Raw genomic sequence first — 15,194 nt, 5'->3', positions numbered from 1 at the left:
TTTTTTATTATTCTTATTTGTGGATTACTTTGAGAAAGTATCCCCAAAGAAATCACCCTCATTCCAACTAGAAGCTTTAGCTTGATTCGCTAAAGTTAATCCAATGTGATAATTCACTTCGGTAAACTTAGCGGCTGCTTTCCAGTTAAATTTTTGGCTAAAGTCATCACCTGGTTTGTGATAATTTGTCGCTATAAATTTATTAAACTGTTGGCTACCATCCACTTCAGGATCTGCAGACTTTAAACCAGGAACCAAAAATACAGCAGGGATCCCCTGTTTTACGAAACTGTAATGATCTGAACGAGTAAATAACGCCATATGTGGCCACGGATCCGGGCTTAACTCAATATTAATTTTTTTGGCTGCTTCAGAAACTGAAGTTTTTAAATCGCTATGGTCAGCACCAAAAGCGATAACATCAGCAAATTCATAGGTCAAAATTGGCATATCTAAATTAACATTTGCCACTAAAGAGCCTGTCGGTACGGTTGGATTTTTAGCAAAATAATCAGAGCCAAGTAAACCTTTTTCTTCTGCCGTCACTGCAACAAACAAGATTGAACGTTTTGGCCTTTGCTCTAGCATACTAAACATTCTGGCAGTTTCTAATAAAACCGACATACCTGTAGCGTTATCCATTGCACCATTATTGATTTTGTCTTTTTTCACGGTTTTAGCAAAACCAATATGATCAGAGTGTGCTGAATACACTACATATTCATTTTTTAATACAGGATCTGAACCTTCAAGTACGGCTACCACATTAGGGCTAGAAATAGCTTTATAGGTACTCTTTGATTCAAGAGTTAAGCTGCTATCTAAATCAAAACCTTTAGGCGATTCGTCTTTTTCTAACATTTCGTAGATTTGCGCTAAATTTAATTCGGCATCTGCAAATAAAATTTCAGCCGCTTCTTTACTAAAGTAAGCCGTATTATTTAACTCAGGAAAAGTATTAGCAGGCTCTCCATCAGTATCCAGCCAACGTACAGATGGTGTGTGCAAATAGTTAAGTAAATTTTGATAAGGCCTAACTTTTTCATAAGTTGGCGTACTGATACTGATGTAACCTATCGCACCTCTTTCTACTGCATGACGTTTTTTCTCGGAAGTTGAGCCAAAATGAGCTCCTTCTTCACTTGGAAATGACTTGGGTTTACCTGCAAGCGTGACGACTATTTTGTTACTGACATCTAAACTTTGATAATCGTCATGTTCTAACTCCGGTGCAACTATACCGTAACCAACAAATACCATGTCCCCTTGAGTAATTGCTTCAGGATTAGAAGGATTACCTGAAGTAATAAATTGTTTTGGATAGTTCAACTCAACGTCAGCATCACCTTTAGTTAAAATTAATTTAACTGAAGTTTGGTCAAGCAGAGCTTGTCTAAAGTTCACTCTTTGCATGAAAGTATTATCATCACCAGCAGGTTTTAAACCATACCTTTCAAATTCCGCCGCAAGATACATAGAGGCGATTTCATGACCTTGAGCCCCTGTGTCTCGTCCTTCTAATAAATCATCTGATAAAAACTTCAAATGTGACTTTATTCTGACTTTATCTGCAGAAAGCTCTTGTGAACTGGTTTCTCTTTCAGCCTGACAGGCCACTAAAAATGAACCCAAAATCAACACGCTAACGAACTTAATCACCTTATACTCCCCATTTATAACTTATAATATTTGTGCGCACATTAAGCGAGATGTACCAAGAGTGCAAGCTTGACAGAATAATTAACTCAGCTAACCTGTAAAGAATATATGTTCTAAAAAAAACAAATCACTATGCCACGTAAAGCTCAATACAACCTAGACGCTATTTTAAGCCAAGCCATTGATGTGTTTTTAGAACACGGATATCACGGCGCAATAATGGACGAAATTATTGCCCGTACTGAGTTTAATAGACGAGGTTTTTATTTAGAGTTCGGTAGTAAACAAACCTTTCTATATATGGTGTTAGAGCACTATCAAAATCATCACTTAAGCAAAGTCATCAAACACTTAGAAAGTAATCAAGGCTTAGAATCGATTAACCAATTTTTTAACCAGTATGTTGAGCATGTAAAAGGCAAAGGTTGTTTGTTAATTAACAGCATTACAGAGCTAGGTTTTGATGACCAAAAAGTTCGAGAAATTGGCCGACACTACTTAGATCGTTTACAAATTGATTTTATTGGTTGTTTAGAAAAAGCCATGAGCTTAGGCCAAATTCACACTAACACCAATATTGAATCAACAGCATTACAACTCACCAGTTACGTGCAAGGATTTGCGGTTAATGCCGTATTAGCTGGAGAAACTGACGAGTTACAATTAGCGACTCAAGCACTATTAGGACCACTTCAGTCAAACAATCATTAATTTTCACTTGGAATTATTCAAACTAACACCATAGTTAAAGTACGTAGTCGCTTAGCTTATCTGCAAGATGAGATTTATCTATTTCCCGAGTATTCAAAATGTCCAATAAAAAACACTTATTTCGCATTCAATTTGTCAGTAATGGTGAACGTTACGAACTCTATGTGCGTGAAGTATGCCAAGGCAGTATGTTTGGATTTGTTGAGATAGGAGACTTTGTGTGGGACACCCATACTAGTTTGGTGTTGGATCCAAGCCATGAAAAGCTTAAATCGGAATTTTCGGGAGTCACTAGAACCTATGTACCTATGCATAGTGTGTTACGAATCGATGAAGTAGAAAAACAAGGCACCTCAAAAATCACAGAATTGTCAGACAAAGTTACGGCTTTCCCGAGCCCAATTTACACTAAGCCAAAGGGTTAGATTATCCCAAACATAATTAAACGTTTACCTAACTAAGTTGAAATGCAATTATCGAACAACTTAGATTTACGCACATTTCATAATGCAATACTTGAATATCGCTCTGTACCTCAACCTGTATTAGAATCGAATATTCATGCATTTACAAAAAATAATAAAAAACACCTAACTGACAGATATCCAAATAGTTAGGTAGACATTTCGAGGTAAGATATTGTGATTGAGTTTGGTGTAATAGGCGTTTTAGTATTAATTCTAGTATTTGTTATGACCCGCAATCAGAGCACTCAAACAGAATTAAAACAAATTCAACATGCTCACAAAACCTTACAATCTCAGAATAAATACTCCTTAGGCATAGTGATGACTATGGCTTCTGTTTTGCAAAATACTTTCCAAACAAAATTAGCGGCCTTAAAAAGTCATGGTTTAATCAGCCATCAAGATTATGATATGGCTCATTTTGTATTAGAAAATTTTCAATTTGTGATAGTGCAATGCTGCCAACACAATGAAACCGTAGAAGTTGGCGTACGGAAAGCCTTAAAAGGCCAAAACTTTACGATAGAAGAAATAAGCCAGTTTATTGCCCGCCAACCGTCAGAAGTGAGAATTCCTTGGTGTAAAAACACCGTAGAGGGTTTTGTTGCAGCCTGTCGTAATTTAGTTGCCGATAAAGGTAAAAATACGGCTAAACATGCAGAGTCAGCTGAAGCAACAAGCTAAGCTTCACAGGCGGTTAATAAACTTTCAAACTCATTTTTTTGCACTGGCATAATCGACAATCTATGGCCTTTTTTAACTAAGCCAATTTCTTTAATATCATCCATAGCCTTAATGGTTTTCAACGGTAATATTTGCGAAAATTTTTGTTTAAATTGGATATCAACCATGTACCAACGCGGCTTTTCAATAGTTGATTTAGGATCATAATAGTTTGACTCTGGATTAAATTGAGTGTGATCAACATACCCAGCTTTCACTGCCTCAGCCAAACCAACAATGCCTACCTGTTTGCAGCTAGAATGATAAATAAAAACCAAGTCACCTACATTCACCGTATCACGTAAAAAATTCCGAGCTTGATAATTACGAATACCATCCCAATGTTCGGTTTGTTCCGGTGCATTTTTTAAATCATCAATACTGAATGCATCAGGCTCAGTTTTAAACAGCCAATAATTCATTTTCACCCCAAAATTAATCAGTTAAACGTACAGCTAATCAGCTATCCAATTTTTGTAAATACACGCCACACTCTGCGTGATGGGTATAAGGAAACTGATCAAATAAAGCAAAGCGAGTGACCTTATGGGTCTTGGACAAAGTACTTAAATTTGCCTGCAGGGTTTCAGGGTTACATGAAATATATATGATATTGGCATAAGCTTTTACCATATCCACTGTGGTTTCATCTAAACCAGCACGAGGTGGATCCACCAGCACAGTATCACAATCATAAGACTGTAAATCAATACCTTCAAGGCGACGAAACTCTCTTACACCTTGCTGGGCTTGGACAAACTCTTCGCTCGACATGCGGATAATTTTCACGTTATCTATTTGGTTTTGACTAATATTATCTTGCGCTGCAGCAACCGAAGTTTTAGATATTTCAGTGGCCAATACTTTACGAAAGTTTTGCGCTAAAGGAATCGAAAAATTACCAGCACCACAATACAATTCTAATAAATCACCTTGGGCATTTTTGGTGATATCTAATGCCCATTCAAGCATTTTTATATTCACTTTAGCATTAGGTTGAGTAAAGCTATTTTCAATTTGTTTAAAGCTATATTCTCGCTGATTTATAGTGAGCTTTTCTGTGACAAAGTCTCTATCAAGAATTACTTTTTGTTTTTTGGCACGGCCAATAATATCGATAGGGTAGGAAAGGCGTAACTTAGTTAATAGTTTTTGCATCTCAGCTTGCCAATTTTCATCTAGCGGCTTGTGGTACAGCAGAGACACAATAATCTCACCACTTAAAGTCGCCAAATAATCAATTTGGAATAACTTTCTGCGCAACACATCATTCACTTTTAATGCGCCGATTAAATCCTGCATAACTTGATTAATTAACAAGCTAGCAGGTGGAAATTGATGTACCTGATACTTTTGTTTAGTCGCCTGATCAAACATCACATGGTGTAACTCATCACCATCATGCCACACTCTAAATTCAGCTCTCATCCTGTAGTGCAGTGGATCAGATGCAAACACTTGCAACTCTGGCATATCAAATTGCGCAAAACTGGTTTTGACTAAATCCGCTTTGTTTTGCAACTGCTCAGGGTAAGTGTCTGCTTGTATTTCTGTTGGTCGCATAATCCGATCCATATTGATTAGAGTTTAAAAAAAAGCGCAAGGTAAAGGGTTTTAGGCAATACTGCAATGAGTTAGTAGGTAAATCCCCCCGATCCATTACATTTTAATGGGTTTTACAGCTCAGGGCTAAATTTTAAATAACTATGGCCGATATATAGTTGAGGGTAGAGAGGTTTCAATTATGAATATTAATCAATTAAAGGCTTTTTTAAGTGAAAAGCCACAACATTTGGGTAGTAAAGACAGTATTCAGAATCAGTTGAGGGATTCTGGGTTACAGCAAGCTATGGATACACAAAGTAATTTTGTATCTTTACGTGCTGACAAATTTAGCTCAAGTGCAAGTTTTGGCGCTAGAATATTTTCTAATTCGTTAAATAACTCATTGGAAATTAACCAACAAAAGCCAAACTTTTCCGAAAAGAAAAGTAAAGAATCATCTGATTCTTTATTCGATTTTAATGAAGTTGCCAAAAATGTGCTTAACTTTATTGGTGGCGCGGTAAAAAACGCCAAAAATAATGGCGCTGATGAAACTGTACTGAATGATTTATTTGAGCAAGCCTCCTATGGCGTATTAAAAGGCATAAAGCTTGCTGAAAAAGATCTTGCAGGTTTTATGAGTGAAGATATTGAAAAAGGCATTAGCGAAAGTAAAAACCTGATCCAGCAGGGCATTGAAAAACTTAAACAAGATATATTTAATCCTTCAACTGGAGACTCCCAACAAGCTAATTCAATCGAAAATACTCAAGCCTCCTATGCCAAACTTGAAACTGGCCAACTCAATATTCGTACTCGAGATGGTGACCAAGTTACAATTCGTTTCGAAGACTTACAATCTTTTGAGTTAAACCAACAAGAAATTAGACAACTGGCCACGCAGCCAGAACCAGCAGAGGAACTCGCACCTGAGTCTCCAGAAGTAACGGCAAAACAGCAAACCCCAGCTAAAGAAAAAGCGGCTGTTGCGCAAGACACCGCTGAAACCAGTAAAGATGATGCACCACAAACACAGGCTAAAAAAATCGATGAGCAAGTTGCTGTTGGCTCTGTAGTAGACTCAGAAACCAAGAGTCAAGAAGGTGATGAAATTACGCAGTCAGCTGCTGAAATAGCAAACCCAAACAGCCAAAATGCAATATTCTACCAAGAACAATCCTTATCTTTTTCAGTTCGAGGTGAACTAGACGATGGTGAATTAAAAGCTATTGGTAATTTGGTGGCCGATGCCAATGAGTTAGCTGATGAGTTTTTTAATGGTGATATAGAGACCGCATTTAATCAGGCCTTAGAACTTGGTTTTGATGAACAGGAGTTAACCGGATTTGCTTTACAGTTAACTAAGGTTGAAAACACTCAAGTTATCAAGGCCTATGAAACCGTGTCACATTTTGACGAAGAAAATGAAGGTAATGAAGATCCAACTAAAGCAGTAAAACCAGTGGCAGATTATATGGACAAATTACTAAACGTTTTAGAAGGTTCAAGGTTAAAACTTGAAAATAATAAGTCCTATGAAAATATGGTAAACGAACTGATTAATCGATTAGGTGACGTGGCTACTCCAGATTTAATTAGTGCCATAAACCGTTTTAATGATTTTAATCAAAAACTAGTGGATAACTTGCCAATAGGATTTCAACCACAAAGTTGATTCACTTCAATGCTCCTAATTTATTCACTGACAAATTAGGAGCGTTTAACCACTCTGTTTACATAATAGAAAACTTACCTTAACAAGCTCGTCTTACTTCACTTTGCTTTTTGAAAACAGCCCATAAATTTCCGGTAAATAAAAAATAATACTTTGAATTTGTTGGTCGCATCTAGCAAACTGTTGGCGAAAAAAGAAAGGATAATTAATGACAGAATCATGGCTACTCATCAGCGCATTTATGGTATTTATCATGCAAGCAGGATTTCTGTGTTTAGAAACGGGGAAAATCCGTAGCAAAAACAGTATCAATGTAGCCGCTAAAAATATTTCTGACTTTATTCTATCCACTATCGTTTTTTGGCTATTTGGATTTGCCTTAATGTTTGGCGATTCATATAACGGTTGGTTTGGCACCTCTGAGTTTTTTTTCGGTGAAGAAAACACACCCTATCAAATTAGCTTTTTTGTCTTTCAATTAATGTTTTGTGGTACAGCGGCCACACTTTTATCTGGCGCCGTTGCAGAACGCATGACCTTTGTTGGTTATTTATGGATCACCGTCATTTTAGCTGCCTTCATTTATCCAATAGCAGGGCATTGGGCATGGGCATCTTTTTTTAATCCAGAAAACCTCGGCTGGTTACAAAAGTTAGGCTTTGTGGATTTTGCCGGTTCAACCGTTGTGCATTCAGTAGGTGGCTCAGTTGCATTAGCAGCTGTCATTATTATTGGTCCTCGTATCGGCCGCTTCGATAACAAACACGATCTACCTGCAGGCAGTAACTTACCTCTTACTGTACTTGGCGCGCTCTTTTTGTGGTTAGGCTGGTTTGGTTTTAACGGCGGCAGCACGCTCACTTTTGATGATAACGTACCCATTATAATCCTTAATACATTTATCTCCGCCGTTTGGGGCGGTCTAGTTAGCTCCATATGCCATTATTATTTTAAGAGGTTTATAGATGTAACCTACATATTAAATGGTGTATTGGCTGGTTTAGTGGCTATTACTGCGGGTTGTTTTGCCATGAGCCCAGCAGATTCCGCAATCATTGGTAGCATTGCTGGACTCATTTTATACGCAGGCACTCATCTATTAGAAAAGCTAAAATTAGATGATGCCTTAGGCGTAGTTCCAGTACATTTATTTGCAGGAATATGGGGCACCTTAGCTGTGGCTTTATTTGCTGATTTAGCTGCTCTAGAAACAGGCTTATCTCGAAGCGAACAGTTTTTGAGTCAGCTAACTGGTGTAGCTGCAATTAATATTTATAGTTTTGTTGCCAGCTTCGCATTGATTAAATTAGTTAGTATTTTCATTAATTTAAGGGTTACCCCTGAACAAGAAATGTTAGGTATGAACATATCTGAGCATAGAGCTTCTACAGAATTGATCGATTTATTAGGCACCATGAAAAAACAACAAGATGGCGGAGAGTTTTCATCGCCCGTTCCTGTTGAACCATTTACAGAAGTTGGCCAAATTGCCCAGCAGTATAATCAAGTGATTAATCGAGTAAATAACGAAATAACTCAACGGGATGAGGCTATTCATAATTTTAAAGCCAGTGAAAAACGCAAAAGCGCCATTTTAAACTCATCTATGGATAGCATTATTAGTATAGATTTTGACGGCAAGATCATTGAATTTAATCCTGCAGCTGAAAAAACATTTGGCTATCTAAAAGATTATGTTCTCAACAGAAGCTTTATTGATTTATTCATAGATCCAAGTGAACAAGAAGCCGTAACTAATAGTTTAAAACATAAATTCTCTGAATCTCAAGGTTTGCTATATAACCGCCGAAATACCACGTTTTTACGCCGTAGTTCTGGTGAGAAATTTCCAGCTGAAATTACTATCACTGGAGCAAGTTTAGGCAGCCAATTAAAAAATGAGTTTACCTTACATATTCGTGACACTACTCGCCAAACCAAACTAAGAGACAAGTTAAAACATTTGGCTTACAGTGACCCACTAACCGGCCTGTATAATAGAACGTATTTAATCGAAAGCATCCAAAATACTATTACCGAGCAAGAAGCAGAAGGTCTAGCTGTTTTATTTATGGACTTAGATCACTTTAAGAATATCAACGACACACTCGGACATGCAGCTGGCGATAAATTATTAAGAGAAGTAGCCGAACGGCTGACCCAAGTAACCGAAAGCTCAGACGTGATAGCCAGATGGGGTGGAGATGAGTTTGTCGTATTACTTAATCAGATAAGTAAAATAGACGAAATACATGCCAAAGCGAATCAAGTTCTACAACAAATGCGCGAACCAATTACCCTTGAAGGTCGTGAAATCAATATTCCAACCAGTATTGGCATTTCACTATATACAGAATCACAATTAGATGCATCTAAGCTCATACAGCAAGCAGATATTGCTATGTATCATGCTAAACAAGCGGGCCGAGACAACTATCAAATCTTTAACCAAGAAATGATGACCAAATCGGTGCGCCAATTTAATTTCGAACAGGAAATGAAAAAAGCATTACAAGTTGATGACCAAATCCACATGGTATATCAGTCAAAAGTGGATAATAACAAGGCAGTAACAGGGCTAGAGGCGCTAATACGCTGGCATCATCCAGTAGAAGGACTCATCTCACCAGCGGAATTTATTCCACTGGCTGAAGAGTCCAATCTAATCATTAATATCGACCGAAAAGTCATTAAAGTAGTACTACAACAACTTAATCAATGGCAACAAGAAGGCTTTAGCCTGTACCCGGTTTCAATCAATTTATCGGGCAAACACTTAGTCTCTGACGACCTAATTTCATTTGTACAAGAACAACTAAATACCTACCAGATTGATGGCTCGTTAATTGAGTTTGAAATCACTGAAGGTGTATTATTGACCGACATTGAACGGTCTATCGAAGCTATGACAGCGTTAAAAAGCCTAGATATTACCCTATCTGTTGATGACTTTGGTACAGGCTACTCGTCGCTTAATTATTTAAAACGATTACCTATCGACGTGCTTAAAATAGACAGATCTTTTGTTGATGAATGTGCCAATACCATAGAAGACGGTCAGATATGTGCCACTGTCATTAATTTGGCCCAAAACTTGGGTTTAGAAGCAGTTGCTGAAGGGGTGGAAACCGCAGAACAATGGCAATTTTTAGCCAGTAAAGGATGCGAAATTTTCCAAGGTTATTATTTCAATAAACCTATGTCTGCTGAAGATACAGAGCTTAAGTTACTTTCGAAACAAAACTAAAGATAAACAGACTCTAATGTTTTTGTTGATAGGCTTTATTGATTGGTTTAAAGGTGTTTTCAGAAACTAAACCCTGCTGCATCCAATAATTCAAAGCCAAAGCAATACTTCGCACATCATAAAGGGCATTGTGTACATGGCCATTCAAACTCAAACCTAAATGATTGGCTAACTCGCCACTGCATAAATGGCCGCCATCTATGTTTTGTTTACGGATCATGGCATGTAAATTGTGAAAACCTTTGCAGAAATCAGGCATATCAATGCCGTTTAATAAACAATTATCAGTTAAAACATGATTGTCTTTACCCCACGCAAAACACGCCAACGAACCTTGTTCAGTAAATTGATAAAACTGTTGTAATACAGCTGGAAAATCAACCCCCATTTCATCTAACACATGTTGCTCAATGCCTGTTAAATCTATGATGTAATCACTTAGTTTTGAATTGATTTTTGGTTTAACTAAACAATTAAAGCTGGATATAATCTTTAGTTCAGTAAGATCTATTTGCACCTTAATCGCTGCTATTTGAATAATTTCTCTGTGCTCCCAAACCTCAGACCAATTGCGCTCTTTAGAACCCTGCCAAGCAGTAAACTCTGTATCAAAAATAACTAAGGTTTGGGGCATAACACTGGCAACTCAATAACAAACTAGATTGCTTAATTAATGCCCATAGCTAGTTTAAAGTCAAATAATCTCACTTTACATACACTTATCCTTGACCCTAGGACAAAGCTTGCTTATAAATGATCTTCATTTCTCGACAAAGTGTGTTGAATGTCTGTTAAACATCCCATTATTGCCATAACCGGTTCATCTGGTGCTGGCACAACTATGACAACTAATGCCATTAGGCATATTTTCCGCAACCTGTCTGTAAATGCAGCAGTTGTAGCGGGTGACAGTTTTCATCGCTTTACTCGACCCGAGATGGAAGTAGAAATCCGTAAAGCCCAAGAACAAGGCCGACACATTAGTTATTTTGGTCCTAAAGCGAATGACTTTGAAATGTTGGAGTCTTTGTTTACTGAATACGGTGAAACAGGTATGGGTAAACATAGACAGTATTTGCATACCTTTGATGAAGCCGTGCCTTTTAATCAAATGCCCGGCACATTCACACCTTGGCAAGATTTACCTGAAAATACTGACGTACTATTTTATGAAGGTTTGCACGGTGGTGTCACCAATGACGAAGTAGACGTAGCTAAACATGTAGACTTATTGGTTGGCATGGTACCTATAGTAAATTTGGAGTGGATCCAAAAAATCGTGCGCGACACCACAGACAGAGGTCACTCGCGAGAAGCAGTGATGAGTAGCATTGTTCGTAGCTTAGACGATTATTTTAAATATATTACCCCCCAATTTTCACGTACCCATGTAAATTTTCAACGGGTGCCCACTGTTGATACTTCTAACCCTTTCAGTGCCCGTGAAATTCCCAGCCAAGACGAAAGTTTTGTTGTGGTACGTTTTCGCCGCGAAATGAAAACCGTAGATTACCCTTATCTTTTGAAGATGATAGACGGTGCCTTTATGTCCAGAATCAACACCATAGTGGTACCTGGTGGAAAAATGGGCTTAGCCATGGAGTTAATTTTAAGCCCTTTGCTTGAAGAGTTATTAGACAAAAAACGTCGTGCTGGATTTCAAATGGACTGGGTAAGTAAAAAATAATATCTGCCACCTATTCTTATATCCAATATGCTCACAAATATAGTTACCCGTAAGATGGGTACTTTGGTGTAATTTTAATCAACCTCAGTCATGAATTGCAATTTGATTCCGACCAGCATCTTTTGCTTCATATAATGCGTTATCAGCTTGACTATACAACTGTTCAAAAGTTGCGCCTTGCCAATATTCTACTACGCCAATTGACACAGTAATGTTTATTGGCATGGCTGGACTATTAAAGTTTGTTGCAACAATTAATTCACACAACCTTTGACAGATCTCTTGTCCTTGTTCAATTGTAGTATCCGGAAAAAACAGGCCAAATTCTTCACCACCAATACGGCCAAAGGGATCATATTCGCGTAATAAAGAGTTAATGACTTCAGCTAATTCCACTAGCACTTGATCACCAGTTATATGGCCATATTCGTCATTAACCTTCTTAAAATAGTCGATATCTAACAAACAAAAACAAGCGGGCAGTTTGTTCCTTTCACATCGATTAATTTCAGAACTAACCTGACTAATAAAACTGCGCCGATTTGAAATTTGAGTCAACTCATCGGTTGCCGCTAAGTTAGATAACTCAGAGGTATGCTGATGTAAATTGTGCTCGAGAACTTTTTGTTTGGTGATGTTTTTAGCATGTAATAATAATTCACCCTTGTCTGAAATTTGTTCAGAAACTAAAAACCAACGGCCATCTTTTAGGTCAATTTCAAAAATTCTAAAGTCTCTACTTCGTCTTTTTTTATTGGCTTCTATTAACCACTGATCAATATCTGTGGTATTAATTATAGGACCTTTCTGATTTTTATAAATTTCACGATATAACTGCTCGAATGTCTGGCCAATAATCAGCTCAGTGTTCAAATACAAAATATCTGCAAAAGCCTGGTTACAACCAATCAACACATCATCCATCGAAAATATGGCATAGCCGTCTTGGGTTTTATCTAAAAAATCCCCAATATGTGTGACTAAATTTGAAAAGCCTTCGTTCATTCAGATATATCCATTACCTACCCTCTGTTTGTACAAAAAAACCTTAAACTACATTCTTACTGGGAATTTTCTAACGTAATTAAAAACCTAGCATCTTTAAAATAAAATTGGCTACTTTGATAACTTCTACAACTAGATAATCAATGAAGCTTGTCTAAGCTTTAGTTAATAGCAATACGAACAAGTTCAATTTTCACATAGCAACTGTTTTCTTCCTACTATTAAGTTTATAGGCTAATCAGCTAAGTATGACAAACTTTGTAACAAAGCAGGGCGTTTGTTACTCACAGTAACCTTTTGAAATGATTAGCTTTCACATATAGTGTCTACATAAACAATAGTCCACACTTTGGGCTTTTTTTGAGGGACAAGAAAATGGGACAAGAAACTACCAAAATTTTAGTAGTTGATGACGATATGCGTTTACGTAGCTTGTTAGAACGTTATTTAGTTGAACAAGGTTTTCAAGTACGAGCAGCCGCCAACTCAGAACAAATGGATCGTTACCTAGAGCGAGAAAACTTCCATTTGATTGTGTTGGATTTAATGTTACCCGGTGAAGACGGGTTATCAATTTGTCGACGTTTACGTCAAAAAGAAAATGACATTCCCATTGTGATGTTAACTGCAAAAGGTGATGAAGTGGACCGCATCATAGGTTTAGAAATGGGCGCAGATGACTATTTACCAAAACCATTTAATCCACGGGAATTATTAGCCCGAGTTAAAGCCGTATTACGCCGCAAAACCATTGAAGCCCCAGGTGCTCCGTCACAAGAAGAACAAGTTGTAGAATTTGGGAAATATTCGCTAAACCTTGGAACCCGCGAAATGTTAGCTGATGGCCAGCCTATGACCTTAACTAGTGGTGAGTTTGCTGTACTTAAGTCATTAGTGACTCATCCTCGTGAACCTTTATCTAGAGATAAATTAATGAATTTAGCGCGAGGTCGTGATTACAGCGCATTAGAACGTAGCATAGATGTTCAAGTTTCACGTTTAAGACGTATGTTAGAAGAAGACCAAACCAATCCTAGGTATATTCAAACTGTTTGGGGCTTAGGTTATGTATTTGTGCCAGATGGTGAAAATGCATCTTAATTTTAGTTATTTACTGAGCAAAATGTCATTGAGCGAATAAAACCAGCGTGAGAATTTTACCTAAAAGTAGTTTTGGTCAAACCGTTTTGTTGATTGGCATTTTGTTGTTCATTAACCAAGTGGTATCCCTGGTTTCAGTCACTTATTATTTTGTCAGTCCTAATGTTCAACAAATCAATAATTTGTTAGCCAATCAAATCAAACTAGCTTTCGATGAGGGCTTACATGGCGATGACCCACAAATAGATCTACGCATTTTTAAAACAACCGGCATGCAGGTATTAACTGAGTCTGAAGCCATCGCTAATGGCCTTGATCAAGCCATGCCCTATCAATCTTGGTCAAAACAAATGTCGTATAATTTAGGTGGTGAAGCACAGGTCAAAATTACTCACGGCGAACCTTATTTATATTGGATTAAACCACCGCAAGATCCCTCCATTTGGATCACCATTCCCATAGTGGGCTTAAGTCAAGGCGATGGGTCACCTCACTTAGTGTATTTATTAATGATAGGTATTTTAAGTGTGGGTGGCAGTTTGATATTTGTTAGGCGTATTAACCGGCCACTAAAAGCCCTAGAGGTAGCTGCTTTACAAGTAGGTAAAGGCCAAGTACCCAAGCCATTAAAAGAAGAAGGCTCAAGTGAGTTGATTGCAGTAACGGGAGCCTTCAATCAAATGGCTAAAGGGATCAAGCAGTTAGAAAAAGACCGAGCTTTATTAACCGCAGGTATATCCCACGATTTACGCACTCCCTTAACCCGTATTCGTTTAGCTTCAGAAATGTTACCGGATGATCAAGACTGGATTAAAGATGGCATAGAGCACGATATAGAAGATATGAACGAAATCATCGACCAGTTCATTAACTATGTTCGTCAAGATCAACAAGAAGTACTCGAACAAGGCGACATTAATGATTTAATCAATGATGCAGTCAACGCACGAAATATAGAAGAAAACCACCAAATCGAATTGAATTTACAGCCTCTACCCTTAATTTTAATTCGTAGAGTGGCACTCAGACGAGTACTCGAAAATTTAATCGAAAACGCCTTTAGATATGGCGGCGATCATATTCAAATCGCCTCCAGTCATGACAAAAAGCATAAACAGGTAAGTTTCGCCATTCGTGATTTTGGTCCGGGTATTCCAGAAGATAAAATTGAAGATTTATTTGAGCCCTTCACCCAAGGTGATAAAGCTCGCGGTAGTTTAGGCTCTGGCTTAGGTTTAGCCATTATAAAGCGTATAGTCAGTTTACATTCGGGCACTGTGTTTTTAAACAATCATCCGGAGGGAGGCTTAGTGGCAACCGTCACTATTACTTATCAAATCTAAAAATCGAACACTTTTGCCTACCCCATTTCAA

14 protein-coding genes are annotated in these 15,194 nt (G+C 37.7%); 9 read left to right on the top strand and 5 right to left on the bottom strand.

The window, feature by feature from the left end:
- Positions 1-24: 24 nt before the first annotated feature.
- Complete coding sequence (locus tag L0668_RS04035) at positions 25-1,632, bottom strand: M28 family metallopeptidase (protein WP_441295198.1); 1,608 nt, start codon at positions 1,630-1,632, stop codon at positions 25-27.
- A 159-nt stretch (positions 1,633-1,791) separates the two neighbouring features.
- On the opposite strand from L0668_RS04035, the gene L0668_RS04030 reads away from it, so the two are divergent.
- From L0668_RS04030 to L0668_RS04015, 4 genes are all read left to right on the top strand, one after another.
- Entirely contained in the window at positions 1,792-2,370 is a 579-nt protein-coding gene (locus L0668_RS04030) for a TetR/AcrR family transcriptional regulator (protein ID WP_235310795.1), read from the top strand.
- A gap of 98 nt (positions 2,371-2,468) precedes the next feature.
- A complete protein-coding gene (locus tag L0668_RS04025) occupies positions 2,469-2,795 on the top strand; it encodes a DUF1820 family protein (RefSeq protein ID WP_235310794.1) in 327 nt (108 codons plus the stop codon).
- 42 nt (positions 2,796-2,837) lie between these two features.
- The gene (locus L0668_RS04020; protein WP_235310793.1) at positions 2,838-2,987 is read left to right on the top strand and encodes a hypothetical protein; all 150 of its coding nucleotides are present in this window, start codon (positions 2,838-2,840) and stop codon (positions 2,985-2,987) included.
- Positions 2,988-3,011: 24 nt separating this feature from the next.
- Positions 3,012-3,521: a hypothetical protein gene (locus L0668_RS04015; protein WP_235310792.1), complete on the top strand. Its 510-nt coding sequence runs from the start codon at positions 3,012-3,014 to the stop codon at positions 3,519-3,521.
- Here the strand turns inward: L0668_RS04015 and L0668_RS04010 are convergent.
- The gene (locus L0668_RS04010) at positions 3,518-3,982 is read right to left on the bottom strand and encodes an EVE domain-containing protein (RefSeq protein WP_235310791.1); all 465 of its coding nucleotides are present in this window, start codon (positions 3,980-3,982) and stop codon (positions 3,518-3,520) included. The two genes, L0668_RS04015 and L0668_RS04010, sit on opposite strands and share 4 nt — an antisense overlap.
- A gap of 37 nt (positions 3,983-4,019) precedes the next feature.
- Positions 4,020-5,123 carry a tRNA (uridine(54)-C5)-methyltransferase TrmA gene (gene trmA, locus L0668_RS04005; RefSeq protein WP_235310790.1) on the bottom strand — a complete coding sequence of 368 codons (1,104 nt, stop codon included), beginning with the start codon at positions 5,121-5,123 and terminating at the stop codon, positions 4,020-4,022.
- 181 nt (positions 5,124-5,304) lie between these two features.
- Between trmA and L0668_RS04000 the strand changes: the two genes are divergently transcribed.
- Together L0668_RS04000 and amt are read left to right on the top strand one after the other, a co-directional pair.
- The gene (locus L0668_RS04000; protein ID WP_235310789.1) at positions 5,305-6,780 is read left to right on the top strand and encodes a DUF5610 domain-containing protein; all 1,476 of its coding nucleotides are present in this window, start codon (positions 5,305-5,307) and stop codon (positions 6,778-6,780) included.
- 208 nt (positions 6,781-6,988) lie between these two features.
- A complete protein-coding gene (amt, locus tag L0668_RS03995) occupies positions 6,989-10,027 on the top strand; it encodes an ammonium transporter (protein WP_235310788.1) in 3,039 nt (1,012 codons plus the stop codon).
- A 13-nt stretch (positions 10,028-10,040) separates the two neighbouring features.
- On the opposite strand, the gene L0668_RS03990 is transcribed toward amt, so the two are convergent.
- The gene (locus L0668_RS03990; protein ID WP_235310787.1) at positions 10,041-10,661 is read right to left on the bottom strand and encodes a 3'-5' exonuclease; all 621 of its coding nucleotides are present in this window, start codon (positions 10,659-10,661) and stop codon (positions 10,041-10,043) included.
- 150 nt (positions 10,662-10,811) lie between these two features.
- On the opposite strand from L0668_RS03990, the gene L0668_RS03985 reads away from it, so the two are divergent.
- A complete protein-coding gene (locus L0668_RS03985; RefSeq protein WP_235310786.1) occupies positions 10,812-11,714 on the top strand; it encodes a phosphoribulokinase in 903 nt (300 codons plus the stop codon).
- Positions 11,715-11,798: 84 nt separating this feature from the next.
- Here the strand turns inward: L0668_RS03985 and L0668_RS03980 are convergent, their stop codons facing one another.
- Complete coding sequence (locus L0668_RS03980) at positions 11,799-12,719, bottom strand: sensor domain-containing diguanylate cyclase (protein WP_235310785.1); 921 nt, start codon at positions 12,717-12,719, stop codon at positions 11,799-11,801.
- A gap of 375 nt (positions 12,720-13,094) precedes the next feature.
- Here L0668_RS03980 and ompR point away from each other — a divergent pair, with 375 nt between their 5' ends.
- Positions 13,095-13,820 (top strand): osmolarity response regulator transcription factor OmpR, encoded by a 726-nt coding sequence (ompR, locus tag L0668_RS03975; protein WP_235310784.1) that lies wholly within the window; start codon positions 13,095-13,097, stop codon positions 13,818-13,820.
- A 47-nt stretch (positions 13,821-13,867) separates the two neighbouring features.
- Entirely contained in the window at positions 13,868-15,163 is a 1,296-nt protein-coding gene (envZ, locus tag L0668_RS03970) for a two-component system sensor histidine kinase EnvZ (protein WP_235310783.1), read from the top strand.
- The last annotated feature ends 31 nt before the right edge of the window (positions 15,164-15,194 follow it).

The organism is Paraglaciecola algarum (assembly GCF_021532655.1).
Taxonomy (GTDB): Bacteria; Pseudomonadota; Gammaproteobacteria; order Enterobacterales; family Alteromonadaceae; genus Paraglaciecola; species Paraglaciecola algarum.
The sequence above is the reverse complement of the archived record's forward strand: the minus strand, read 5'-3'. Positions and strand labels throughout refer to the sequence as shown.